This is a genomic window from Serratia sp. EC4 (assembly GCF_059652115.1).
In genome coordinates this window covers 875,290-896,763 of record NZ_JBNIDE010000001.1, presented here as the reverse complement: position 1 = coordinate 896,763, position 21,474 = coordinate 875,290, and the positions used below count along the sequence as shown (strand labels likewise).

The window sequence follows — 21,474 nt, the reverse complement described above, 5'->3', positions numbered from 1 at the left end:
TCAGTCTTAATATTAATTCAATAACGAGTTAAGGATGAGTCATGTTTAAACAGATTACACCTTCCGCCGCCGATCCTATTATGTCGCTCATGGAGGCCTATTTGCAGGATCCCAATCCGAAAAAAGTGAATTTAGGCATTGGGCTGTATTACGACCGACAGGGGAATATTCCGCTGATGCAGGCGGTTGAGGCCGCCGAGCAGCGGTTGCTGGCGCTGCGTCGCTCACACGGTTATCCGCCGATCGAAGGTTCGCCTCAGTTCGCTCGCCAGGTGCAGACGCTGCTGTTCGGTGAGCAACAGGCGGCCGAGATCGCCACGGTGCAGACCGTCGGCGGCTCCGGCGCGTTGAAGCTGGCGGCGGATTTTTTGCGCCACTTTCTGGCGCGCGGTGAAATTTGGGTGTCCGATCCCACCTGGGCCAATCACTGGGCGATTTTCGAAGGCGCCGGGCTGCGGGTGAATACCTATCCCTACTTTGATGAAGCGGCGGGCGGCCTGCGTTTCGCCGCCATGCTCGACGCGTTGGACAGCCTGCCGCCCGGCAGCGTGGTCCTGTTGCATCCTTGTTGCCATAACCCGACCGGCACCGATCTGACGGCGGAGCAGTGGCGCGCCACGCTCGCGGTGCTGCAGCGGCGTAACCTGCTGCCGCTGTTCGATATCGCCTATCAGGGCTTCGGCGATGGGCTGGAGGAGGACTGCTTTGCGTTGCGCGAAGCGCTGAAAACCGAGCTGCCGTTTTTAGTCTGCAACTCGTTTTCCAAAAACGTCGCGCTGTATGGCCAGCGTCTGGGCGCACTGTCGGTGCGTTGCGCCGATGCGGAAAACGCCGTCAACGTCAAAGGGGCGTTAAAAACGCTGATCCGCCGCAGCTACTCCTGCCCGCCAACGCACGGCAGCCAGATCGTGGAAGCCCTGCTCGGTGACGCCGAACTCGGCCGGCTTTGGCGCAATGAGCTGGCGGAAATGCGCGTGCGCATCAAGCAGATGCGTGAACAACTGGCCGCCGGCCTGGCGCAGGGCGGTTCTTCGCTGGATCATCGGCGCATACGCGATCAGCGCGGCATGTTCAGCTATACCGGCCTGAACGAAGCGCAGCTGCAGACTCTGCGACAGCGCTACGCCATCTATCTGGTCTCACCCGGCCGCATGTGCTTGCCGGGGCTCAATCCCGGCAACATTGACTACGTGACCGCCGCCATTCTCGACGTCACCCGTACCGCCTAACTCCGCCCGGGAGCACAGCCATGCCACAGATGAATGATTTTGAGCATATCGCCCGCCGTCAGGGCGGGTTGAACAAGCATCTTACCGCCGGACAGATGTCGATGCTGGCGATCGGCGGCGCCATCGGCACCGGGCTGTTTCTCGGCAGCGCCTACGCCATTCAGATGGCGGGGCCGTCGGTATTGTTGAGCTACCTGATCGGCGGCGTCATTGCGCTGCTGCTGATGGGGAGCCTGGCGGAAATGACCTCCGAACACCCGACGCCCGGCTCGTTCGGCGATTACGCTGAATTCTATCTCGGCCCGCTGTTCGGTTTTCTGGTGCGTTATTCTTACTGGTCCTGCGTGGTGTTGGCGGTGGGCACCGAAGTCACCGCCATCGGCATGTACATGCAGTTCTGGTTCCCGGCGACGCCGACCTGGTCGTGGGTGCTGCTGTTCTCGGCGGCGGTGATCGTCGTCAACGTGATCGGCGTGAAGTCGTTCGGTCAGGTGGAATACGCGCTGTCCACCGTCAAAGTGACGGCGATCGTGGCGTTTATTTTGATCGGCATCGGCATTTTGGCATTCTCGGGCAACCCGGCCTACGGCCTGCGCAACCTGACCGCCGGCGGCTTCATGCCGTTTGGCGTCAAGGGCATGTGGTTCGCTGTGATCGTGTCCATCTTCAGCTACCTGAGCATTGAAATGATCGCGGTGGCCGCCGGCGAGGCCAAGAATCCGGTGATTGCGGTGAAGGCGGCGTTCAAGGGCACCATCGTGCGGTTGTTCATCTTCTACATGCTGTCGATCGCCCTGATGCTGGCTATTGTGCCCTGGCGCCAATCCGGCACCGGCGAAAGCCCGTTCCTGATGGCGATGAACGTGATCCATCTGCCCGCCGCCGCCGGTATTTTCAACTTTATCGTGCTGGTGGCGGCGCTGTCGGCGATGAACAGCCAACTGTATATCACCACCCGCATGATGTTCTCGCTGTCGCGCGCCGGGCAAGCGCCGGCGGCGTTGGGGCGCGTCAGCCGGCGCGGCATTCCGGTCAATGCGTTGGCGATGTCGTGCATCGGTATCGTAGTGTCTATCGTGCTGAGCCTGGTGGCGCCGGAGACTTCGTTTGCCGCCATGATGTCTATTTCGGTGTATGGCGCCTGCTTTACCTGGCTGATGATTTTTGTCACCCACCTGTTTTTCCGCCGCCGGCATCGGCTGACTCACCTGAAGTTCCGCATGTGGGGGTTCCCCTATACCACCTTGCTGGGCGCCGGGCTGATGGCGGCGCTGATGATCTCGACCGCGTTTACCGAATTTTTCCGCATGACGTTGTGGTTCGGTATTCCGTTCACCCTGTTGCTGGTGGTGGCTTATCACTTCCAGAGCCGCCGCGCGGCTGCGCCGTCGCCGCTCAAGGCGCCGGAAGTGAAGTAATGCGGGGGAGGGGCTGAGGCGCGCCTTCAGCCCTTGCGACTACAGCTGGCTTTTCGGGATCAGGTGGTCGCCGAAACTCAGGCGTTGGCGGCCCGGTTCGATTTCAGCCAGCGGCGCCACTTCGTGCAGCGAGGATTTGCAGCGCTGCACCAGATCCTGATACTCGCGGGTGCCGGCGATCTTCCAGGCCAGCTCCTGTTCGGTCAGATCGCGCAGCACGCGCGCCGGGCTGCCGACCACCAGCTTGTTGGCTTCGATCACCGCCGCGGCTTTGACGAACGCCATCGCGCCGACGATGGTGTTCTCGCCGATCTCCGCACCGTCCATCACCACCGCGTTCATGCCCACCATCGCGTTGCGGCGAATGCGGCAGCCGTGCAGGATGGCGCCGTGGCCGATATGGCCGTCTTCTTCCACCACCGTGTCCTGCTGCGGGAAGCCGTGCATCACGCAGTTGTCCTGAATGTTGGCGCCGTCGCAGATCACCAGGCGGCCAAAATCGCCGCGCAGGCTGGCGTTCGGGCCGATATACACGTGCTTGCCGACGATCACGTCGCCGATCAGCACCGCGGTCGGGTGCACGTAACTGCTGGGGTCAACGACCGGCGTCAGGCCGTCAATCTGATACACAGGCATAGCGTGAGTTCCTTAATATGTAGGGTCGCGCGGCAGGCCGCCGAAGCGCCGATAGTAGCCGGCGGCCGGCGCGGGCAGGGCGCCGATGGTGGTCTCCGCCAGCGCGCTGACGTATTCCGTCGCGGCGCGATCGACCTGCTGATAGAGATTGATGCACAGGTTGCGGGCGATCTGGCCCTCCCACTGCGCGGGCAGCAGCGCGTCCGGCAGCAACGGATCTTTCAACACCACGCGACGGAAGAAGTGAATCAATAATAGCTTAATCTGGAAGCAGCGCAGCGGCGTCAGCGCCGCCGGGTCGACTTCGCGCAGCAGCGCCATCAGCGGCCGGAATGAGACGATAAACTCGTGATAACCGGCCGCCACGTCGCTGAGCGACCAACAGTCGGCCACCAATTTCTGCAGGGTTTGCTCGGAGCGGTTATAGGGGTAATCGGCGCGAAAGTAGATCACCTGCTCGCTGGCGTTCAGTTCGCCGAGCAGCGCCGTCACGTCGGTCTGCGCATGGGTGGGGGCGGCCATCAGATTGTTGGCGATTTGCCCGAACCCGAGCCAGCCCAGCTCTTTTTTCAGCCGCGCGCGCGCGTTTTTTTCGGCGCATTCCAGCAGCAACAACTCCCACTTGCCGTCCCAAGCGGGCTGCTCGCGCAGATAGATCTTCGATTCGGCGTGGCGGAACTGGCGCATTCCCTGCTCGGTCACGCGGTAGAAGCTGCGGCGGCCGATTTTCTCCACCGCCAGCCAACCTTCTTTTTGCAGGCGGAACACCGAGGTGCGCACGAAACGATCGCCGAAACCGAAGGCCTCCAGCAGCGCGCTCAGGCTGCCGAGCCACACTTCGCCGCCGCGGTGGCTGAGCGCGTCGCCGTACAGCGAAATGATCAGCGAGGTGCCGCTGATCGGCTGCGCGTCGACGGCATGGCGAATGAACTCATCCAGTTTATGTTCCATATTTTTCCATGGGTTAGCCTTCGATGAGCCACAACATTACGCCTAATTTGGGGCGGCGTCATCCGTGACGCCGCGCGCCTCAGCGCGGCCGCAGATCGACCACGCGCTGCGCCTTGCCTTCCGAGCGAGGAATATCGCCGCAGTTGGCGATGCTGACGTCGGTGCTGACGCCCACGATCGATTTAATGTGATGGCGCAGCTGGTGGCAGATATCGCAACGCTGTTGATGGCTGAGGCTGAGCGCCGATTCTTTCAGTTCGACGCGCACCGCCAGCGTGTCCAGATGCCCGCTGCGGCTGACCTGCAGCTGATAGTGCGGCGACAGCTGCTCGAACTGCATGATCTGCTCTTCCACCTGCGACGGGAAGACGTTGACGCCGCGAATGATCAGCATGTCGTCGGAGCGGCCGGTGATCTTGCCCATGCGGCGCATCTGGCGCGCGTCGCCCGGCAGCAGCCGGGTGAGATCGCGGGTGCGGTAGCGGATCACCGGCAGCGCCTCTTTGGTCAGGGTGGTGAACACCAGTTCGCCGTGTTCGCCGTCCGGCAGGGCGATGCCGGTCTCCGGACAGATGATCTCCGGCAGGAAGTGGTCTTCCCAGATGGTGGGGCCGCCGCCGCTTTCCAGACACTCCATCGCCACGCCCGGCCCCATCACTTCCGACAGGCCGTAAATATCCAGCGCCTTGATGCCCATGCGGGTTTCGATTTCGTGGCGCAGGGCTTCGGTCCAGGGTTCGGCGCCGAACACGCCGAGCCGCAGCGAGCAGCCGCGTGCGTCGCCGCCCATTTTGCGTTCCAGTTCGTCGATCAGCGTCAGGCAATAGGACGGCGTCACCATGATGATGTCGGGTTTGAAGTCGAGGATCAGCTGCGCCTGGCGTTCCGTCTGGCCGCCGGACATCGGGATCACCGTCGCGCCGAGCCGCTCCGCGCCGTAGTGCGCGCCCAGGCCGCCGGTGAACAGGCCGTAGCCGTAGGCGACGTGCACCTTGTCTTTGGCGGTGGCGCCGCCGGCGCGCAGGCAGCGGGCGACGATATCGGCCCAATTATCGATGTCGCGCTGGGTGTAACCGACCACCGTCGGGCGGCCGGTGGTACCCGAGGAGGCGTGGATGCGCACCACCTGCTCCATCGGCACTGCGAAGGTGTCGAATGGGTAGTTGTCGCGCAGATCCTGCTTGGTGGTGTAGGGGAAGCGTGCCAGATCGCTCAGCTGTTTGAGATCGTCGGGGTGTACGCCGGCCTGGTCGAATTTGCGTTTGTACATCGGCACATTGTCGTAGGCGTGGTGCAGCGTCCACTTCAGACGCGCCAACTGCAACGCTTCAATCTCATCGCGCGAGGCGAATTCGATCGTTTCGAGGGGCTGTGGATTTATTGTCATGGTTAGCCTCAGGGGTCAGACACGCTCAATGATCATGGCGATGCCTTGGCCGACGCCGATGCACATGGTGCAAAGCGCATAGCGGCCGGCTCGCCGTTCCAGTTCAAACAGGGCGGCCAGCGCCAGGCGCGCGCCGCTCATGCCCAGCGGGTGCCCCAGAGCGATCGCGCCGCCGTTGGGGTTAACCTGCGGGGCATCGTCCGGCAGGCCAAGCTGGCGCATCACCGCCAACGCCTGGGCGGCGAACGCTTCGTTCAGTTCGATGACGTCCATCTGCGCCAGGCTCAGCCCGGCGATCTCCAGCACCTTGCGGGTGGCCGGCAGCGGGCCGATGCCCATTAGGCGCGGCTCCACGCCGCAGGTGGCGGTGGCGACGATGCGCGCGCGCGGCGTCAGCCCCTGGCGCGCCGCCATCGCTTCGGAGGCGACGATCAACGCCGCCGCGCCGTCGTTCAGTCCCGAGGCGTTGCCGGCGGTGACGCTGCCGGGCTGACGGAACGGGGTTTTCAGCGCCTGCAACTGCTCGAAGGTGGTGTCGGCGCGCGGGTGTTCATCCTGGCTGAACAGGGTGACCGCGCCTTTTTTACCGGTGAGGCTGACCGGGGCTATCTCCTGCGCCAGGTGGCCCAGCGCCTGCGCCCGGGCGGCGCGCTGCTGGCTGCGCAGCGCAAAGGCGTCCTGATCGGCGCGGCTGATATTGAACTGCGCCGCGACGTTTTCGGCGGTCTCCGGCATCGAATCGGTGCCGAACTCGGCCTGCATCCGCGGATTGACGAAGCGCCAGCCGAGGGTGGTGTCGTACAGCTGCGCCTGGCGGCTGAAGGCGCTGTCGGCCTTGCCCATCACCAGCGGCGCGCGGGTCATCGATTCCGCGCCGCCGGCCAGCAGCAGCCCGGCGTCGCCGGCCTTGATGCTGCGCGCCGCCATCGCCAGCGCATCCAGGCCCGAACCGCACAGGCGGTTCACCGTAGTGCCGGAAACGCCGACCGGCAATCCGGCCAGCAGCAGCGCCATGCGCGCCAGATTGCGGTTGTCTTCCCCGGCCTGGTTGGCGCAGCCGAGGATCACGTCGTCCAGCTGCGCCCAATCCACCTGCGGATGGCGCTCCAGCAGCACGCGCAGCGGCAGGGCGGCGAGGTCGTCGGCGCGCACCTGGGCCAGCGCGCCGCCATAGCGGCCGATCGGGGTGCGCACGCCGTCGCAGATAAATGCCTGATTCATGCCTGATCTCCTAAAATGCTGTGACCGAGGCGGTGCGCGCGGCCACGGAACCAGGCGACGGTTTTGCCCAGCTGGTTAACGATCTCGACGTCGTACAGCCCGGTGGCTTTGCCCTGGTGGCGCACCGCCGCGCTGGCGGTGAGGCGATCGCCGGCCAGCGCCGGGCGGACGAAGTCGATGCTGCAGCCGGAGGCCACCGCCGCCAACCCCTGGCTGTTGCAGGCGTAGGCGAAGGCGGTGTCCGCCAGGCTGAACAGCTGGCCGCCGTGGCAGGTCCGGTGGCCATTGAGCATCTGCGGGCCGACGGTCATGCTGACCTGAGCGTACCCGGCGTCGACGGCGTCGATATGCATCCCCATCGCCTGAGCGCAGGTATCTTGCTGGAACATCTGTTCGGCGCAGCGCTGAGCCAGCGCGCGCGGCGTATTGGCGTTCATCGTTCGGCTCCTGAGAAAGAGGCGGGGGAAGCGTAGCGGCGCAGCAGCGGCATCGGGCGATAGCGCGCTTCGCCGTAATAGCGTTGCAGGTTTTCCAGCGTCGTCAGAATGTGGCGCCAGCCGAGTGCGGCGCCCCAGGCCAGCGGGCCGCGCGGATAGTTGACGCCGCGCAGCATCGCCAGATCGGTATCTTCGGCGCCGGCGACGCCTTTGTTCACCACGTCGAGCGCTTCGTTGGCCAGCATGGCCAGAGTGCGCATCGTCAGCAGGCCGGGATAATCCGGCAGTTGAATGACCTGCTTGCCGAGGGACTGCAGCAGGCGAATCGCGTTGGCATTGTGTTGCGCGCCGTTTTGCGCCGCGCAGCTGATGGCGATGGCGGAGGCATGCGCATAGTCGGCACAGAGATCGAACAGCACCACGGGCGTTCCACGTTCGTCGGCCAGTTGGCCGGCGGTTTTACCATTGGTTAACATCAGTGTAACGTCGTCGATCGTGAGGTACGGGCTGGTCTGGCCAGGTTGTTTGATCGCCCCCGCATTTTCGATCAACAGTTCCGCCAAATCGGCCAGCGAAGACCAGTCGCCGTGCAGCGTGACGCGTTGCGGCGGCGCGGCCTGCGCCGGCGGCGCAAAGGCGATCATCTCTGCGGCGGGGCGTTGCGCGTCGTAGCGGTAGAAGCCGCGGCCGGATTTGCGGCCGAGATGTCCGGCGGCCACCAGCTCCTGCTGCACCAGTGAGGGGGTGAAGCGCGGATCCTGGTAGAAGGCCTGATACACCGAGTCGGTCACGGCGTAATTGACGTCCTGGCCGATCAGATCGGTCAACTGCAGCGGGCCCATGGCGAAGCCGCCGGCATCGCGCATGACTGCATCCAGGGTGGCGGCGTCGGCCACCCGTTCCTCCAGCGCGCGCAGGGTTTCGGCGTAGAATGGCCGCGCCACGCGGTTGACGATGAATCCCGGCGTTGAGCGGCATACGACGCTCTGCTTACCCCAGCGCTGCGCCAGGGCCTGCAGCGCGGCGAGGGTCTCGGCCCCGGTCTCCAGACCGCTGACGATCTCCACCAGCTTCATCAGCGGCGCCGGGTTGAAGAAGTGCAGCCCGGCCATGCGCGCCGGGTGTTGCAAGGCGCCGGCGATGGCGGTGATTGACAGCGAGGAGGTATTGCTGGCGAACAGCGCCGTGGGCGAGCAGACCGCTTCCAGATCGCGGAACAGGCTCTGCTTGATCGCCAGATTTTCCGCCACCGCTTCAATCACCAGCGCGCAGTCGGCCAGTTGCTCGAGCGAGTCGGCGCGTTCGAGGCGCGCCAGCAGCGCCTCGGTGGCGTTTGCGTCGGCCTTGCCGCCGTCGACCCGCTGCCGCAGGCGGCGAGCGAGTTCGTCGATCGCGCGCTGGGCGGCGGCGGGCGCGATATCGAACAGCCGTACCGGGTGGCCGGCGGCGGCGGCCACCTGGGCGATGCCGATGCCCATGGTGCCGGCACCGATCACCGCCACCTGGCCATTAAGAAGGGGCGCGTTCATGGCTATTTCCCGCTGAAATTTGGCGTGCGTTTGGCGAAGAACGCGCTGACGCCTTCGCGATAGTCGTCGCTGCGGCCCCCCAATCGCTGCAGATCGCGTTCCAGATCGAGCTGTTGATCGAGGCTGTTGGTGGCCGAGCTGTAGATGGCTTTCTTGATTAGCCCCAAACCGTAGGTCGGCTGGGTGGCCAGATGGCGCGCCAGCGTTTGCGTGCGGTCGGCCAATTCATCCGCCGGCACCACCTGCCAGATCATGCCCCACTCCAGCGCCTGTTGAGCGCTGATTTTGTCACCCAGCAAGGCCATGCCCATCGCGCGGGCGTGGCCGGCCAGCCGCGGCAGGAACCAACTGCCGCCGGAATCAGGCACCAACCCCAGACGGCAGAACGACTGAATAAAGCCGGCGTTGTCGGCGGCGATGACGATATCGCACGCCAGGGCCAGCGCGGCGCCGGCGCCGGCCGCCACGCCGTTGACTGCGCATACCACCGGTTTCGGCAGGGCGGTCAGGCGGCGGATCAGGGGGTTGTAGAAACGTTCGACCGACAGGCCGAGATCCGGCGCCTGTTGATCGGCGCTGACGTTGCGATCGTTGAGATCCTGCCCGGCGCAGAAACCGCGCCCGGCGCCGGCGATCAGCAGGCAGCGCACGCTGTCGTCGCGCTCGGCTTGCGTCAGCGCTTCGCTCAGCTGGCGATGCATCTCGTCGTTAAAGCTGTTGAGCCGATCCGGCCGGTTGAGGGTCAGCGTCAACACGCCGGCGTCGAGATGGCTGAGAATCAATGCGTTATCCATAAATCAGCGCCCCTGATAGTTTGGCGTACGTTTTTCGAAAAAGGCGGCGATGCCTTCGCGGCGATCGTCGGTGGCGGCCAGGGTGACAAATTGCTGACGCTCCATCGCCAGCCCCTGGCTAAGGCCGATTTCCTCGGCCTGTTTCAGCGCCTGTTTGGCGGCGCGCAGCGCCAGCGGCGCCTGACGGCTGATGCGATCGGCAATCTGCTGCGTGCGCTCCAGCGTCAGGGCATCGACACATACTTCGCTGATCAGGCCGGCCTGCAGCGCGGTGCGGGCGTCGATGGCTTCGCCGGTCAGCACCATCTGGCTGGCGCGCGCCTTGCCGACGCAGCGGATCAGGCGCTGGGTGCCCCCGGCGCCCGGCATCAGGCCGAGGGTGATCTCCGGCAGGCCGAAGCGGGCGCTTTCGCCGCCGATGACGATGTCGCAGGCCAGCGCCAGCTCGCAGCCGGCGCCCAGGGCATAACCGTTCACCGCCGCCAGCAGCGGTTTGCTGAACTGCGCCAGCCGCTGCCACAGCTGCGGACGGCGATCCGCCAGCGTGGCCGGCAGATCCTGCTGTTGCAATTCGCGCAGATCGGCGCCGGCGGCGAAGAAGCGCGCCGCGCCGGCGATCACCACGGCGCCCACGCCGCTGTCGGCGTCGGCCTGCTCCAGCCGGGCAACCAGCTGTTCCAGACACGGCGTGCTCAGGGCGTTACGCGCCTCCGGGCGATGCAGCGTCAGCGTGACCACGCGGTGTTGCTGCTGATGCAAAATAAAGGGGGTGTCCATCGCGGCTCCTAGACGTCGAAGTCCAACACCACGCCGTCGCCTTTCGGCCACGACTGGCAGCTCAATACATAGCCCGCCGCCAACTGATCCGGCTCCAGGCTGTAGTTGACGCCCATCTCCACCTGGCCGGCCTTGAGACGGCATTTGCAGGTGGCGCACACGCCGCCTTTGCAGGCGTAGGGCAGATCGGCGCCCTGGCGCAGCGCGGCATCGAGAATGCTGTCGTCCTGTTCGCCGACCTCGATATCCAACCGGCGGCCGTCGAGCAGGATCGCCACCCGGGTGGCGTTGCGATCGCCGCTGTGGCGCGGGCGGGTGACCAGGCCGCTGGTGTTGAAGCGTTCGCTGTGGATGTGATTGGCCGGTACGCCGGCCTGCTCCAGCACGGTCTGCGCGTCGTCCATCATCGATTCCGGCCCGCAGATAAAGGCGTGGTCATAGTCGCGGAAATCCAGCAGCGCGCCGCCGATCGCCGCCAGGCGTTCACGGTCGATGCGGCCGCTGAGCAGCGGGCTGTCGAGGCTTTCCTGGCTGAACAGGTACAGCGGCTGAAAACGTTGCGGATAGCGGTTTTTCAGATCCGACAGCGCCTCTTTGAACATCATCGAACGGCTGTTGCGGTTGCCGTAGATCAGGGTGAAACTGCTGCCCGGTTCGAACTGCAGCGTCGCCTTGATGATCGACAGCATCGGCGTGATGCCGGAGCCGGCGGCGATCGCCAGGTAGTTGCCGTGGCGCTCCGCCTGCGGCTGATAGCCGAAGCGCCCCTGCGGCACCATCACTTCCAGCGCATCGCCGACTTTCAGCATGCGGTTGACGAAGCCGGAGAAACGACCCTGATCAATCGCTTTTACGCCGATCTGCAGCAGGCCTTCCTGCGGCGAACTGCAGATGGAATAGCAACGCCGCAGTTCTTCGCCGTTGACTAGCGCCTTGAGCGTCAGGTGCTGGCCGGGGGTATAGCGGTATTGGTTTTGCAGCTCTTCGGGCACCCGCAGGGTGATGGCTACGGCGTCCGGCGTTTCGCGCTCGATGGCGGCGACGCTCAGGCGATGAAAGACCGTCATGGTGTCAGCGCTCCTATATGCATTTGAAATAGTCGAACGGTTCCCGGCAGTCGCAACAGCGGTACAACGCTTTACAGGCGGTGGAGCCGAACTCGCTGATCTTCTCGCTGTGGGTGCTGCCGCAGCGCGGGCAGGCTACCGGGCCGTGGGCATGCTGCCGATCGCAGGTGTGGCCCTGCGGCGGCGCTACGCCGTATTGCCGCAGCCGTTCGCGGGCGTCGGCGTTCATCCAATCAGTGGTCCAGGCCGGGCTGAGACGGATGTCCACCTGCACCGGGCTGAAGCCGGCGGCCGTCAGCCGCTGCTCAATGGCGTTGAGCAGAAATTCGGTGGCCGGGCAGCCGGAATAGGTTGGGGTGAAGGTCACGCGCCAGCCGCTGCCGTCGCGGGCCACGTCGCGCACCATGCCCAAATCGGTGATCGACAGCACCGGCAGTTCGGGATCGCTGATCTGTTGCAGACAGTGCCAAATCTGCGGGATTTCAGCGGGTTGCAAACGAGTGACGTTCATCGCAGCCTCCTACCATTGGCCGTTTGGATAGGCGCGTTGCAGGAACTGCATCTCCGCCAGCAGCGGGCCGAGGTGTTCACTGTGTCGGCCTTGTTTGCCGCCGTGCCGGAACGCCTGCTCGGCGGGCAGCGTCAACGTCGCCTGGCGCAGCGTCTCCTCCACCTGCGCTTGCCAGGGAGCCTGCAGCTGGCGCGGATCGACGGCGATGCCCTGTTCCGCCAGCTCAAGCTCCAGCGCGTCGGCGTGGAACAGCTCGGCGGTGAAGCGCCACAGGTTATCCAGCGACTGCTGGATCTTGCGGTGGCTGATGTCGTTGCCGTCGCCGAGGCGGATCATCCAGCCGCGGCTGAAGCGCAGGTGGTAATCGGCCTCCTTCAATGACTTGGCGGCGATGGCGGCGATCTGCGCATCGCCGCTGCGGCTCAACGCCTGATGCAGCTGCACGTGGTAGACGTCGAGCAGGAACTGGCGCACCAACGTGTCGTTGAAACCGCCGTTCGGCTGTTCCGCCAGCAACAGGTTATGAAACTGGCGTTCGTCGCGGCCGAAGGCCAGGCTGTCTTCGCTGCAGGGCGGCCCGGCCAGTTCGGCGGCGTAGCTCAGGAAGTTGCGCGCCTGGCCGAGCAGATCGAGCCCGATGTTGGCCAACGCCAGATCGATTTCCAGCTCGGGCGCGTGGCCGCACCAGGCGCACAGACGCTGGGCGAGGATCAAAGGCGTGTCGCCCTGGCGGAGCAAATAGCTGATGCGCGGATCGTTAACCGTCATGGTCGCCTCTACATGTTCTTGATGCCGTCGGGAATGGTGTAAAACGTCGGATGACGGTAGATCTTGTCTTCGGACGGATCGAAGAAGGCGCCGCGGTCTTCCGGCTGCGAGGCGATCAGATGGCGGGATTGCACCACCCAAATTGAGCAGCCTTCATTACGGCGCGTGTAGGCGTCGCGGGCGTTTTCCAGCGCCATTTGGTCGTCGGCGGCGTGCAGGCTGCCGACGTGGCGATGCGCCAGCCCTTGTTTGCTGCGGATAAACACTTCATACAGCGGCCATTCAACGTGGCTCATGATCTCGGTTCCTTATGTTGGCTATGCGGCGGAAGCGGCGTTTTTCGCGGCGTGGGCCATGGCGCCGTCACGCACCCAAGCGCCGTCTTCCCAGGCGCGGCGTTTGGCCTGCAGGCGTTCGTGGTTGCATTGGCCACGCCCTTTGATCACCTCATGCAGCTCGCTCCAGTCGATCTCGCCGAAGCGATAGTGGCCGGCGGCGGCATCCCAGTGCAGATCCGGATCCGGCGCCGTCATGCCCAGCGCTTCCAGCTGCGGTACGGTGTTGTCGACGAACTTCTGCCGCAGCTCATCGTTGCTGTGGCGTTTGATCTTCCACGCCATGCTCTGGGCGCTGTGGGGGGAGTCGGCGTCGCTCGGGCCGAACATCATCAGCACCGGCCACCAGAAGCGATCGATGGCGTCCTGCAGCATGGCGCGCTGCGCATCGCTGCCGTTGGCCATCGCCATTACCGCCTCGTAGCCCTGGCGCTGGTGGAAGCTTTCCTCTTTGCAGATCTTCACCATCGCCCGCGCATAGGGGCCGTAGGACGCGCGGCACAGCGCCACCTGGTTGACGATGGCGGCTCCGTCGACCAGCCAGCCGATCACGCCGATATCCGCCCAGTTGAGCGTGGGGTAATTGAAGATGGAGGAGTACTTCATCTTGCCGTCGAGCATCTTTTGGTAGATGTCCTGGCGCGAACAGCCGAGGGTCTCGGCGGCGCTGTAGAGATACAGACCGTGGCCGGCCTCATCCTGCACTTTGGCCAGCAGCACCGCCTTGCGGCGCAGCGTGGGGGCGCGCGTCAGCCAGTTGGCTTCCGGCAGCATGCCGATGACTTCCGAGTGGGCGTGTTGGCCGATTTGCCGAATCAGGTTCTGACGATAGGCGTCCGGCATCCAGTCCTTGGCCTCAATGGCGATATCCGCCGCGATCTTGTCGTCGAAATGCTGCTGATACTGTGCGTCAGTTGTCATGCTTGCCTCTTGGTGATTCGTATTTTTCACATTAAATATAAAAATGTGAATCACTTTAACTAACCATAAGGCTACAAACTGATAACAAAAAGATCAAACGAGATTTATGTGGTTTTGCGAGCTCACTCACAAGTGTTTGTATTAACTTTTTGATTATATTTAATAAATAAAAGCAATGACTCCGTGTTAACGCCGGGAAATCGGCTTGAAAGCGCTTCTTGTTCTCTTTTTGTTAAAATTGAGTTTGGCGTCGACTGGCATTTATGTGATACGTAATTAAGCTGTATGGTGAAAATTTATGAATTCCGGAGGGCACATGCAGCAGTTACACAGTTATCTTTCTGGCGCCTGGGTGTACGGGCAGGGAGAGGCGCGCGAGATCCGTCACGCCGTGACCGGCGAAGCGCTGTACCAGGTCTGCTCCGACGGCCTGCCGTTAGCGGCGAGCCTGAGCTATGCGCGCAGCCACGGCGGCCCGGCGCTGGCGCACATGACATTCCAGCAGCGCGCCCAGATGCTGAAAGCGGTGGCGAAACACCTGCTGGCGCATAAAGAGGCGCTGTATCAGATTTCCTATCAAACCGGCGCGACGCGCGGCGACGGCTGGGTCGATATCGAAGGCGGCATCGCCACGCTGTTCGCCTATGCCGGCATGGCCGGCCGCGATCTGCCGGATGATACGCTGTGGCCGGAAGATGAGCTGATCCCGCTGTCGAAGCAGGCGCAGTTCGCCGCCCGCCACGTATTGACCTCGCGCCCCGGCGTGGCGCTGCATATCAATGCCTTCAACTTCCCTTGCTGGGGCATGCTGGAAAAACTGGCGCCGACCTGGCTGGCGGGCATGCCGGCCATCATCAAGCCGGCCACCGCCACCGCGCAACTGACGCAGGCGATGGTCAGGCTGATCGTCGACAGCGGGCTGGTGCCGGAAGGGGCGCTGCAGTTGGTATGCGGCGGCGTCGGCGACATGTTTGCGCACCTGGATTACCAGGATGCGGTGACCTTTACCGGCTCGGCGCAGACCGGGCAGCGGCTGCGGGCGCATCCGCGCCTGTTGGAAAAATCGATCGCGTTCACCATGGAGGCGGATTCGCTCAACTGCTGCGTGCTGGCGGAAGACGTGACGCCGGAGATGCCGGAATTTGCGCTGTTTATCAAAGAAGTGTGCCGTGAAATGACCGCCAAGGCGGGGCAGAAATGCACCGCGATCCGCCGCATCATCGTGCCGGCGGCGCAGGTGGCGACGGTACGTCAGGCCTTGTTGCAGCGTCTGGCGGGAGTGACGGTGGGCGACCCGCAGTTGGAGCAGGTGCGCATGGGGGCGCTGGTCAGCCACGAGCAGCGTGATGATGTGCAAAGCAAGGTGGAGTTCCTGCTGCGCAACGGCTGCGAACCGCTGTGCGGCGCGTCGCTGGATAAGCTGGAAGTCATGGGCGACGGCGCGCGCGGCGGGGCGTTTTATCCGCCGACCCTGCTGTATTGCGCCGATCCGCTCACCCATCAGGCGGTGCACGGCACTGAGGCCTTCGGCCCGGTGGCGACGCTGATGCCGTATGCGGATACCGAGCAGGCGATCGCGTTGGCGTTGCTGGGGCAGGGCAGCCTGGCGGGATCGCTGGTGACCGCCGATCCGGCATTGGCCAAGCGATTCATTCGCGCGGCGGCGTGCGCCCATGGCCGCATGTTGATTTTGGATGAACAGGCGGCGGCGGAGTCCACCGGCCACGGTTCGCCGCTGCCGATGCTGGTGCACGGCGGCCCGGGGCGCGCCGGCGGCGGTGAAGAGCTGGGTGGACTGCGCGCGGTGAAGCACTATATGCAGCGCACGGCGATCCAGGGCAGCCCGGCGATGCTGGCGGCCATCGGCGGCGAATGGGTGCGCGGCGCGCCGGTCGCCGAACACCCGGTGCACCCGTTCCGGAAATACTTCGAGCAGCTGCAGCTGGGCGACAGCCTGTTGACCGCGCGCCGCACCGTGACCGAAGCGGATATCGTCAACTTCGCCTGCCTGAGCGGCGACCACTTTTACGCGCACATGGACAAGATCGGCGCTGCCGATTCGCTGTTCGGCGAGCGGGTGGCGCACGGTTACTTTGTGGTGTCCGCCGCGGCTGGGCTGTTTGTCGACGCCGCCGTCGGGCCGGTGATCGCCAACTATGGCATGGAGAATCTGCGCTTTATCGAACCGGTGAAGATCGGCGACACCATTCAGGTGCGGCTGACTTGCAAAAAGAAAATCCGCAAGCCGCAAAAAACCGCCGAAGATCGGCCGCACGGCGTGGTGGTGTGGGATGTTCAGGTGTTGAATCAGGAACAGCAACCGGTGGCGCTGTACAGCATCCTGACGCTGGTGGCGCGCCAGCAAGGGGACTTCGAGGCATAATGCGCGTTTCGCCGCCGCCGGCATCCCGGCGGCGGCGAGTCATTCAGATCAGCGGCTGCCCGCGCAGCTGTTCCAACACTTTCAGCGGCGAACGCTGCGGATCCTGCATCTTGTTCACCGGCAACAGGAAGGTCTGTTCCAACATAAACTGGCCGCCCATCGCGGCGTGCGGCGTTTGATCCGAGAAGCAAATCCAGCTGCTGCCCGGCGGGAATTCCAGCGCCAGCTGCGGACCCCGTTGCTGATAATCACCGTCGGCCTTCATGGCGTCATGCAACTGCAGCATCAGGTGGTCATAATGGCTGCGCCGGGTTTTGGTGATGCGCACCTGGTGCTGCAGCCAGCTGCTGAAGGCGGAATAGCGAGCGAGGCGCGGCATAAAGCGTTGCGCAAGTTCAGGGAACGGCTCGCCGACGCGCCATTGGCGATGCTCGCCGTGCGGGTTGATGTTGGTGAAAATGCGCAGAATGCGTTCGCCGTAGTTCGGGCGCGACGGGAAAGCGTCAACGTGCAGGCGGCTGTCGTCTTTGCGCCAGGAACTGGTCGCCCGCCAGGTGGAAACCGGGTGCAAACGCAGGCTGCCGGTGGGGTGGTGCAGCGCCTCCTGATACTCGGGCAACAGCCCGGCGATCAGCTGGCGGCAAGATTGATAATAGCGCTCCAGCAGTTGCTGAACCTGTTGCCGGCGTTCCGCGACGGCCACGCCGCTCAGTTTGCCGGACAGCGGTTGATAGCTGATGTTTTTGCGCTTCGGATCGACCAACGTTGGATCCAGCAGCGGCATTTCCTGCTCAGATAGAGTGAAGGCCAGCTCGGGCAGAAACAGCACCTTGCCCTGTTCCAGTTCGCTGACCGCGCTGGATGCTTCCGCTGCCGCCCATTGTCGCAACGGCAGCGTCAGGACGGCCTGTTCACGCATAATATCGCCAGTAGGCATGAGATCTCCTCGCAAATCTATATCGCTTTATTCCCGCTTTCAGGTTGCCGCGTGGTTGGCTGCACTGGCTTGCGCCGTGGCTGGCTGGAGCGGCGTCAACAGGCCGCCCAATTGCAACGTGAAATTTGTGGGTTCTATTATGGATGTATCAGCAGGGCGCAGTGCGCCGAAGCGTGCGATGGCTTCCTGATATAGAGAATAGTCCTGATAAGAGTATCACCGGCAATACCAATGAAAAGTAAACGAGGGCTAAACGGAGCTGCGTGTAGGCACGAATAATCAAAAATGGCACGAATTGTCTGCGGAATGGCGAGTTTTTATCTCATTGAATTTTAATAGAAATAAATATTGCGCTTATTATTGGCGTTATTTTATCCAGAGCGCAGGGTAAACCGGGGAAATAATGTTGCGGAGGGGAATTATTTCATTTGGGTTGGTAATAAATCGGGCCGCCAAATTTTGGTGGCCCGATTAATGATTAAGCGCCGTAAATGCAGTTTTTGCCTTTTTTCTTGGCCTGATACAACGCGCTGTCCGCCTCATTGATAAAGCTGATCGGCGTATCGTTATACATATGCGGCACTTTGGCGCAGATACCGATGCTGATGGTGACGATGCCGTGCGGATTACCCTGATGCGGAATTTTCAGATCGCGCACCGCGTTGATGACGCGTTCAGCGAAAATCAGTGCGCCCTGGACGTCGGTATCCGGCAGGATAATCCCCATCTCTTCGCCGCCGTAACGCGCCAGAACGTCGTTGCTGCGGCACGCCAACCCTTTGAGCGTTTGGCCGATCTGCTGCAGGCATTGGTCACCGGCGACGTGGCCATAGCTGTCGTTGTACTGTTTGAAATAGTCGATATCCAGCATCAGCAGCGCCACGCTGCGGTAGTTGCGCGAAGCCCGCGCCAACTCGTTCTTCAGCGCGATATCAAACTGGCGGCGGTTGGCCAGCCCGGTCAGGCCGTCCAGCAGCGCCAGCTCTTCGAGCATCTGGTTGATGCTGGTCAACTGATCGCGGGTACGCATCAGCTCAGCTTCGGTTTGCATGCTGTGCTTGATTTGCCGCAGCAGCACCATGCCCATCGCCAACAGGATCACCAGCAGCGAGAGGCCGCCGGCGGCGAACAGCCCGGCGTCGGTGCGCCAGTCCGCCAGCGCGTCGCGTTTCGACAGCCCGGCGGCGATCACCAGCGGAAAGCGGTTGACCCGCGAATAACCGTAGATGCGCTCTACTTTATCGTACAGCGAGGTGATGGTGGCGTTACCGAATTCCGAATGCGGCAAAATTTCGCTGAACAGCACGCCCTTGGCGATGTTTTTACCGATCGACGCCGCCGAGTAAGGGCGGCGGTAAAGGATGGTGCCGTCCGCCAGCAGCAGGTTCAGTGAGGCGTCGGTGTTGAGGGCGAAGCTGTCGTAAAACTGGCGGAAATAATCGATGTACAGCGTCGCCAACACCACGCCGCCAAAGCTGCCGTCCGGGTTGTTGAAACGCCGCGAAACGGGAATGATCAGATCGCCGGTGGTGCGGCTGCGGATCACCTTGCCGATGTACAGGCCGCCGTCGTCGCGGTTTTGATGGTATATGAAGTAATCGCGATCGGCATTGTTGGCGTTCTTGATGAATTTGCCCGAGGAGGTCGCCAGCCAGCGGCCGTGCGCATCGTAGAGAAACAGCCCATGCAGCTGCGGCAGGTTGCCGACCTGCGTTTGCATCACCCGCTGCAGCCGGGTCAATTGCGAGGGCCCCAATCCGTCGTTCTGGAGACGTTCGGTCAGATCGAGCAGATTGCCGTCCACCTGCATGAAAGTATCGTCGGCATGCTGCGCCAGCGAGCGGGCGAGGTTGGCGGATTCATGCTCGGCGCTGCGCAGATCGCGCTGGTGTGCGTTCCAGATTTGCCAGCTGTTAAAGAGGATCAGCGTGGCGGCAACGATGATGACAAACACGCCGGCCTGAAATAATAATGGGGAGCTTTTAACGCTGCGCGCCGGCACGGCATCCTGTATGGGTTGCTGCTGAGTCATGTCACCCTTGTTGTGTGATTACTATTCAGTTTGAGTTAAGAGCAATCTTATATTTTATGCATAAATGCGCCAGACCTCTAGCCTTTAACGAGGCGATAAGGCGAAAGGTCGATCGCAGCCCGCATCAGCGGCGGTGTGAGCACCTCGGAGTGAAAGAGCAATGTCTGATTACATCATTATCGCTTTACTGACGCTGGCGGTGTATTACCCCCTTACGCTGGGAACGCTGGCGGTGATGATGTATTTCGCTTGGCGCCGCCGCCGGTCGCCCTATTGGCGGTTGGGATTGGCGCTGTTGGCGCTGCTGTTCGCGCTGTTCGCCAAAGCGGCGTATGACTGGCACCGCTACAGCTAGCGGCGCCATGCGGGGTTATTCGACGTTGATCATCCAGTTGACGCCGAATTTGTCGGTCAGCATGCCAAAACCTTTGGCCCAGAAGGTAGCTTGGTAAGGCATCGTCACCTGGCCGCCCTGCGCCAGATTGTCGAACAGTTTGCGTCCTTGTTCCGCATCGCTGGGGTTCAGCGACAGCGAGAAACCTTTGTGGGAAGCACCGCCGCTGTCATCTTGCGGACAGCCGTCGGAGGCCATCAGTACGCCGTCGCCGATCAGCAGGCGCGCATGCATGATCGCTTCAGGGTTGACGTCCTCCGGCCCGCCTTGGCGGGCTTCTTCGGGCATGTCTTTGAAGCGCATGACCATTTCAATTTTGGCATTCAACTGCTGTACATAGAAGTTAATCGCTTGCTCACAGTTGCCGCTGAAGAACAAATAGGGTTGTACCAGCATGACATTGACCTCGGTTGTGGCCCGACAGGCAACGACCGGCCCTCGGGCGGGAAGAAATGATTGCTGGCGGCAATAATTGCCGTCGGTGACTTATTAGTGTAGTCCCCCTGACGTAGAATGCTCGTGCGAGGTGAACGCCTTCGCCGCCGGTAGGACGGGCAAAGGCGCGAACGCGGTTAATACAGCGACGGCTCACCGGGTGGGCGGGTTTTAAAGCGGCGGTGCAACCACATGTATTGATCGGGCGCCAGCAGCACCTGTTCTTCCACCACGCGGTTCATCATGGCCGCCGCACGCGTTTCATCATCCAGCGGGAAGTCCGTCAACGGCGGCTGCACGATCAGCTCATAGCCCTGAGCGTTTGGCAGGCGGCGCGGCACGAAAGGCACGATCGACGGCCGCCCCATGCGCGCCAGGATAAAGGTGCCGGTGGTCGTGGCGGCATTTTCCACGGCGAAGAACGGTGTGAATACGCTACTTTGCGGCCCATAATCGTGATCCGGCGCGTACCACAGGATTTCGCCCTGTTTCAGGTTGCGGATCATGCCTTTGATATCTTTACGATCGATCATGAATTTATTCGAGCGCAGCCGGCCGCGGGTCTGTACCCATTCCATCAGCTTGTTGTTGTGCGGGCGATGCACGCCGATGCCGGGGTTTTGCATGCCGAAAATGCGCGCGCCCAGTTCCAGCGTCAGGAAATGCAGACCGATCAGCAGAACGCCTTTGCCGTCCTGACGCGCCAACCGCATGTTTTCCATGCCGCTCACCTTGAACCAACGGGCGATGCGCCAGTCGGGCCAGAACCAGGCCATGCCGACTTCGAACAGCCCCATGCCGACGGACTCAAAATTTTTGACGATCAGCGCCTCGCGCTCGGCGGCGGGCATCGCGGGGAAGCAGAGTTCTAAATTGCGGCGCGCTATTTTTACCCGGCGTTTCATTAGGCGCATGGCTATTCTGCCAAGGCCGTGTCCGAGCCGATAAATGAGCGGGTAGGGCAGTAATACCAAGAGATAGAGTATTCCCAGTCCTATCCACAACAACCAATAACGAGGGCGCAAGAATTCGCGCTCAAAGAGTTGGTTAGAAAGCATTTTTCCTGTTATTCCTTTTCTTTCCCAATGGGACCTTAACCCAAATTTCCATAAGGAAGATGATAGAATATTTTGTGCTAAACAGGATTTTCCATTAATGCTTTTTTTACGCTTTATTTAAACGCAGGCGAAAAACGAAGCGAAATAGGATTTTTACCGAGGAAGGAGGGGATATTTTCCGCTATTTCAACCGGCTGGCGAAATTGAAAAATAAAGACACAATTAAGCGCATCGCAAAAGTGACAACGGCTATG

21 protein-coding genes are annotated in these 21,474 nt (G+C 62.5%); 4 read left to right on the top strand and 17 right to left on the bottom strand.

The features are described 5' to 3' along the window. Positions 1 to 41: 41 nt before the first annotated feature. Both ACP39K_RS04200 and ACP39K_RS04195 read left to right on the top strand, forming a co-directional pair. A complete protein-coding gene (locus ACP39K_RS04200; protein WP_497008311.1) occupies positions 42 to 1,229 on the top strand; it encodes an amino acid aminotransferase in 1,188 nt (395 codons plus the stop codon). 20 nt (positions 1,230 to 1,249) lie between these two features. Further along, positions 1,250 to 2,647, top strand: a complete 1,398-nt coding sequence (locus ACP39K_RS04195) for an amino acid permease (RefSeq protein ID WP_048795079.1) — start codon at positions 1,250 to 1,252, stop codon at positions 2,645 to 2,647. Between the two features lie 39 nt (positions 2,648 to 2,686). On the opposite strand, the gene paaY is transcribed toward ACP39K_RS04195, so the two are convergent. From paaY to paaA, 13 genes are all read right to left on the bottom strand, one after another. Beyond that, entirely contained in the window at positions 2,687 to 3,283 is a 597-nt protein-coding gene (gene paaY / locus ACP39K_RS04190; RefSeq protein ID WP_016927186.1) for a phenylacetic acid degradation protein PaaY, read from the bottom strand. A 12-nt stretch (positions 3,284 to 3,295) separates the two neighbouring features. Beyond that, entirely contained in the window at positions 3,296 to 4,234 is a 939-nt protein-coding gene (paaX, locus tag ACP39K_RS04185; protein WP_016927187.1) for a phenylacetic acid degradation operon negative regulatory protein PaaX, read from the bottom strand. 79 nt (positions 4,235 to 4,313) lie between these two features. Continuing rightward, positions 4,314 to 5,621: a phenylacetate--CoA ligase PaaK gene (gene paaK, locus ACP39K_RS04180; RefSeq protein WP_016927188.1), complete on the bottom strand. Its 1,308-nt coding sequence runs from the start codon at positions 5,619 to 5,621 to the stop codon at positions 4,314 to 4,316. A gap of 15 nt (positions 5,622 to 5,636) precedes the next feature. Next, positions 5,637 to 6,842: a 3-oxoadipyl-CoA thiolase gene (gene pcaF / locus ACP39K_RS04175; protein WP_048795614.1), complete on the bottom strand. Its 1,206-nt coding sequence runs from the start codon at positions 6,840 to 6,842 to the stop codon at positions 5,637 to 5,639. Beyond that, positions 6,839 to 7,279, bottom strand: a complete 441-nt coding sequence (gene paaI / locus ACP39K_RS04170; protein WP_048795615.1) for a hydroxyphenylacetyl-CoA thioesterase PaaI — start codon at positions 7,277 to 7,279, stop codon at positions 6,839 to 6,841. Before paaI ends, pcaF begins: the two co-directional genes overlap by 4 nt. Next, positions 7,276 to 8,808, bottom strand: a complete 1,533-nt coding sequence (locus ACP39K_RS04165) for a 3-hydroxyacyl-CoA dehydrogenase (RefSeq protein ID WP_033639966.1) — start codon at positions 8,806 to 8,808, stop codon at positions 7,276 to 7,278. The genes paaI and ACP39K_RS04165 overlap by 4 nt, the downstream gene beginning before the upstream one ends. A gap of 2 nt (positions 8,809 to 8,810) precedes the next feature. After that, positions 8,811 to 9,602, bottom strand: a complete 792-nt coding sequence (gene paaG, locus ACP39K_RS04160) for a 2-(1,2-epoxy-1,2-dihydrophenyl)acetyl-CoA isomerase PaaG (RefSeq protein ID WP_015378353.1) — start codon at positions 9,600 to 9,602, stop codon at positions 8,811 to 8,813. A 3-nt stretch (positions 9,603 to 9,605) separates the two neighbouring features. Beyond that, positions 9,606 to 10,379, bottom strand: a complete 774-nt coding sequence (paaF, locus tag ACP39K_RS04155; RefSeq protein WP_033639967.1) for a 2,3-dehydroadipyl-CoA hydratase PaaF — start codon at positions 10,377 to 10,379, stop codon at positions 9,606 to 9,608. An 8-nt stretch (positions 10,380 to 10,387) separates the two neighbouring features. Next, on the bottom strand, positions 10,388 to 11,446 hold the full coding sequence (gene paaE / locus ACP39K_RS04150) for a 1,2-phenylacetyl-CoA epoxidase subunit PaaE (RefSeq protein ID WP_049300292.1): 1,059 nt from the start codon (positions 11,444 to 11,446) through the stop codon (positions 10,388 to 10,390). A gap of 13 nt (positions 11,447 to 11,459) precedes the next feature. Then, positions 11,460 to 11,957, bottom strand: a complete 498-nt coding sequence (gene paaD, locus ACP39K_RS04145) for a 1,2-phenylacetyl-CoA epoxidase subunit PaaD (RefSeq protein ID WP_033639969.1) — start codon at positions 11,955 to 11,957, stop codon at positions 11,460 to 11,462. A gap of 9 nt (positions 11,958 to 11,966) precedes the next feature. Continuing rightward, positions 11,967 to 12,725, bottom strand: coding sequence for a 1,2-phenylacetyl-CoA epoxidase subunit PaaC (gene paaC / locus ACP39K_RS04140; RefSeq protein WP_016927195.1), 759 nt, complete (start codon positions 12,723 to 12,725; stop codon positions 11,967 to 11,969). 8 nt (positions 12,726 to 12,733) lie between these two features. Continuing rightward, positions 12,734 to 13,021, bottom strand: a complete 288-nt coding sequence (gene paaB, locus ACP39K_RS04135; RefSeq protein ID WP_004935173.1) for a 1,2-phenylacetyl-CoA epoxidase subunit PaaB — start codon at positions 13,019 to 13,021, stop codon at positions 12,734 to 12,736. Positions 13,022 to 13,042: 21 nt separating this feature from the next. Further along, a complete protein-coding gene (gene paaA / locus ACP39K_RS04130) occupies positions 13,043 to 13,981 on the bottom strand; it encodes a 1,2-phenylacetyl-CoA epoxidase subunit PaaA (RefSeq protein ID WP_346418313.1) in 939 nt (312 codons plus the stop codon). A 316-nt stretch (positions 13,982 to 14,297) separates the two neighbouring features. Here paaA and paaZ point away from each other — a divergent pair, with 316 nt between their 5' ends. Further along, on the top strand, positions 14,298 to 16,364 hold the full coding sequence (gene paaZ / locus ACP39K_RS04125; RefSeq protein WP_497008310.1) for a phenylacetic acid degradation bifunctional protein PaaZ: 2,067 nt from the start codon (positions 14,298 to 14,300) through the stop codon (positions 16,362 to 16,364). A gap of 43 nt (positions 16,365 to 16,407) precedes the next feature. Here paaZ and kdoO read toward each other — a convergent pair whose 3' ends face one another. Together kdoO and ACP39K_RS04115 are read right to left on the bottom strand one after the other, a co-directional pair. Continuing rightward, the gene (kdoO, locus tag ACP39K_RS04120) at positions 16,408 to 17,301 is read right to left on the bottom strand and encodes a Kdo hydroxylase KdoO (RefSeq protein ID WP_212562770.1); all 894 of its coding nucleotides are present in this window, start codon (positions 17,299 to 17,301) and stop codon (positions 16,408 to 16,410) included. A gap of 478 nt (positions 17,302 to 17,779) precedes the next feature. Continuing rightward, the gene (locus tag ACP39K_RS04115) at positions 17,780 to 19,333 is read right to left on the bottom strand and encodes a sensor domain-containing diguanylate cyclase (RefSeq protein WP_161544849.1); all 1,554 of its coding nucleotides are present in this window, start codon (positions 19,331 to 19,333) and stop codon (positions 17,780 to 17,782) included. Positions 19,334 to 19,493: 160 nt separating this feature from the next. On the opposite strand from ACP39K_RS04115, the gene ACP39K_RS04110 reads away from it, so the two are divergent. Beyond that, a complete protein-coding gene (locus tag ACP39K_RS04110) occupies positions 19,494 to 19,688 on the top strand; it encodes a hypothetical protein (RefSeq protein WP_016927199.1) in 195 nt (64 codons plus the stop codon). A gap of 15 nt (positions 19,689 to 19,703) precedes the next feature. Here the strand turns inward: ACP39K_RS04110 and yjdN are convergent, their stop codons facing one another. Then, the gene (gene yjdN / locus ACP39K_RS04105) at positions 19,704 to 20,123 is read right to left on the bottom strand and encodes a VOC family metalloprotein YjdN (RefSeq protein ID WP_016927200.1); all 420 of its coding nucleotides are present in this window, start codon (positions 20,121 to 20,123) and stop codon (positions 19,704 to 19,706) included. 176 nt (positions 20,124 to 20,299) lie between these two features. After that, on the bottom strand, positions 20,300 to 21,220 hold the full coding sequence (locus ACP39K_RS04100) for a Kdo(2)-lipid IV(A) acyltransferase (protein ID WP_497008309.1): 921 nt from the start codon (positions 21,218 to 21,220) through the stop codon (positions 20,300 to 20,302). Positions 21,221 to 21,474 lie beyond the last annotated feature (254 nt).

Excerpts from the sequence above, each read along its gene's own strand:
- ACP39K_RS04200 (WP_497008311.1), top strand. The coding sequence starts at position 42 with ATGTTTAAACAGATTACACCTTCCGCCGCCGATCCTATTATGTCGCTC.
- ACP39K_RS04195 (WP_048795079.1), top strand. The coding sequence starts at position 1,250 with ATGCCACAGATGAATGATTTTGAGCATATCGCCCGCCGTCAGGGCGGG.
- paaY (WP_016927186.1), bottom strand. The coding sequence starts at position 3,283 with ATGCCTGTGTATCAGATTGACGGCCTGACGCCGGTCGTTGACCCCAGC.
- paaX (WP_016927187.1), bottom strand. The coding sequence starts at position 4,234 with ATGGAACATAAACTGGATGAGTTCATTCGCCATGCCGTCGACGCGCAG.
- paaK (WP_016927188.1), bottom strand. The coding sequence starts at position 5,621 with ATGACAATAAATCCACAGCCCCTCGAAACGATCGAATTCGCCTCGCGC.
- pcaF (WP_048795614.1), bottom strand. The coding sequence starts at position 6,842 with ATGAATCAGGCATTTATCTGCGACGGCGTGCGCACCCCGATCGGCCGC.
- paaI (WP_048795615.1), bottom strand. The coding sequence starts at position 7,279 with ATGAACGCCAATACGCCGCGCGCGCTGGCTCAGCGCTGCGCCGAACAG.
- ACP39K_RS04165 (WP_033639966.1), bottom strand. The coding sequence starts at position 8,808 with ATGAACGCGCCCCTTCTTAATGGCCAGGTGGCGGTGATCGGTGCCGGC.
- paaG (WP_015378353.1), bottom strand. The coding sequence starts at position 9,602 with ATGGATAACGCATTGATTCTCAGCCATCTCGACGCCGGCGTGTTGACG.
- paaF (WP_033639967.1), bottom strand. The coding sequence starts at position 10,379 with ATGGACACCCCCTTTATTTTGCATCAGCAGCAACACCGCGTGGTCACG.
- paaE (WP_049300292.1), bottom strand. The coding sequence starts at position 11,446 with ATGACGGTCTTTCATCGCCTGAGCGTCGCCGCCATCGAGCGCGAAACG.
- paaD (WP_033639969.1), bottom strand. The coding sequence starts at position 11,957 with ATGAACGTCACTCGTTTGCAACCCGCTGAAATCCCGCAGATTTGGCAC.
- paaC (WP_016927195.1), bottom strand. The coding sequence starts at position 12,725 with ATGACGGTTAACGATCCGCGCATCAGCTATTTGCTCCGCCAGGGCGAC.
- paaB (WP_004935173.1), bottom strand. The coding sequence starts at position 13,021 with ATGAGCCACGTTGAATGGCCGCTGTATGAAGTGTTTATCCGCAGCAAA.
- paaA (WP_346418313.1), bottom strand. The coding sequence starts at position 13,981 with ATGACAACTGACGCACAGTATCAGCAGCATTTCGACGACAAGATCGCG.
- paaZ (WP_497008310.1), top strand. The coding sequence starts at position 14,298 with ATGCAGCAGTTACACAGTTATCTTTCTGGCGCCTGGGTGTACGGGCAG.
- kdoO (WP_212562770.1), bottom strand. The coding sequence starts at position 17,301 with ATGCCTACTGGCGATATTATGCGTGAACAGGCCGTCCTGACGCTGCCG.
- ACP39K_RS04115 (WP_161544849.1), bottom strand. The coding sequence starts at position 19,333 with ATGACTCAGCAGCAACCCATACAGGATGCCGTGCCGGCGCGCAGCGTT.
- ACP39K_RS04110 (WP_016927199.1), top strand. The coding sequence starts at position 19,494 with ATGTCTGATTACATCATTATCGCTTTACTGACGCTGGCGGTGTATTAC.
- yjdN (WP_016927200.1), bottom strand. The coding sequence starts at position 20,123 with ATGCTGGTACAACCCTATTTGTTCTTCAGCGGCAACTGTGAGCAAGCG.
- ACP39K_RS04100 (WP_497008309.1), bottom strand. The coding sequence starts at position 21,220 with ATGCTTTCTAACCAACTCTTTGAGCGCGAATTCTTGCGCCCTCGTTAT.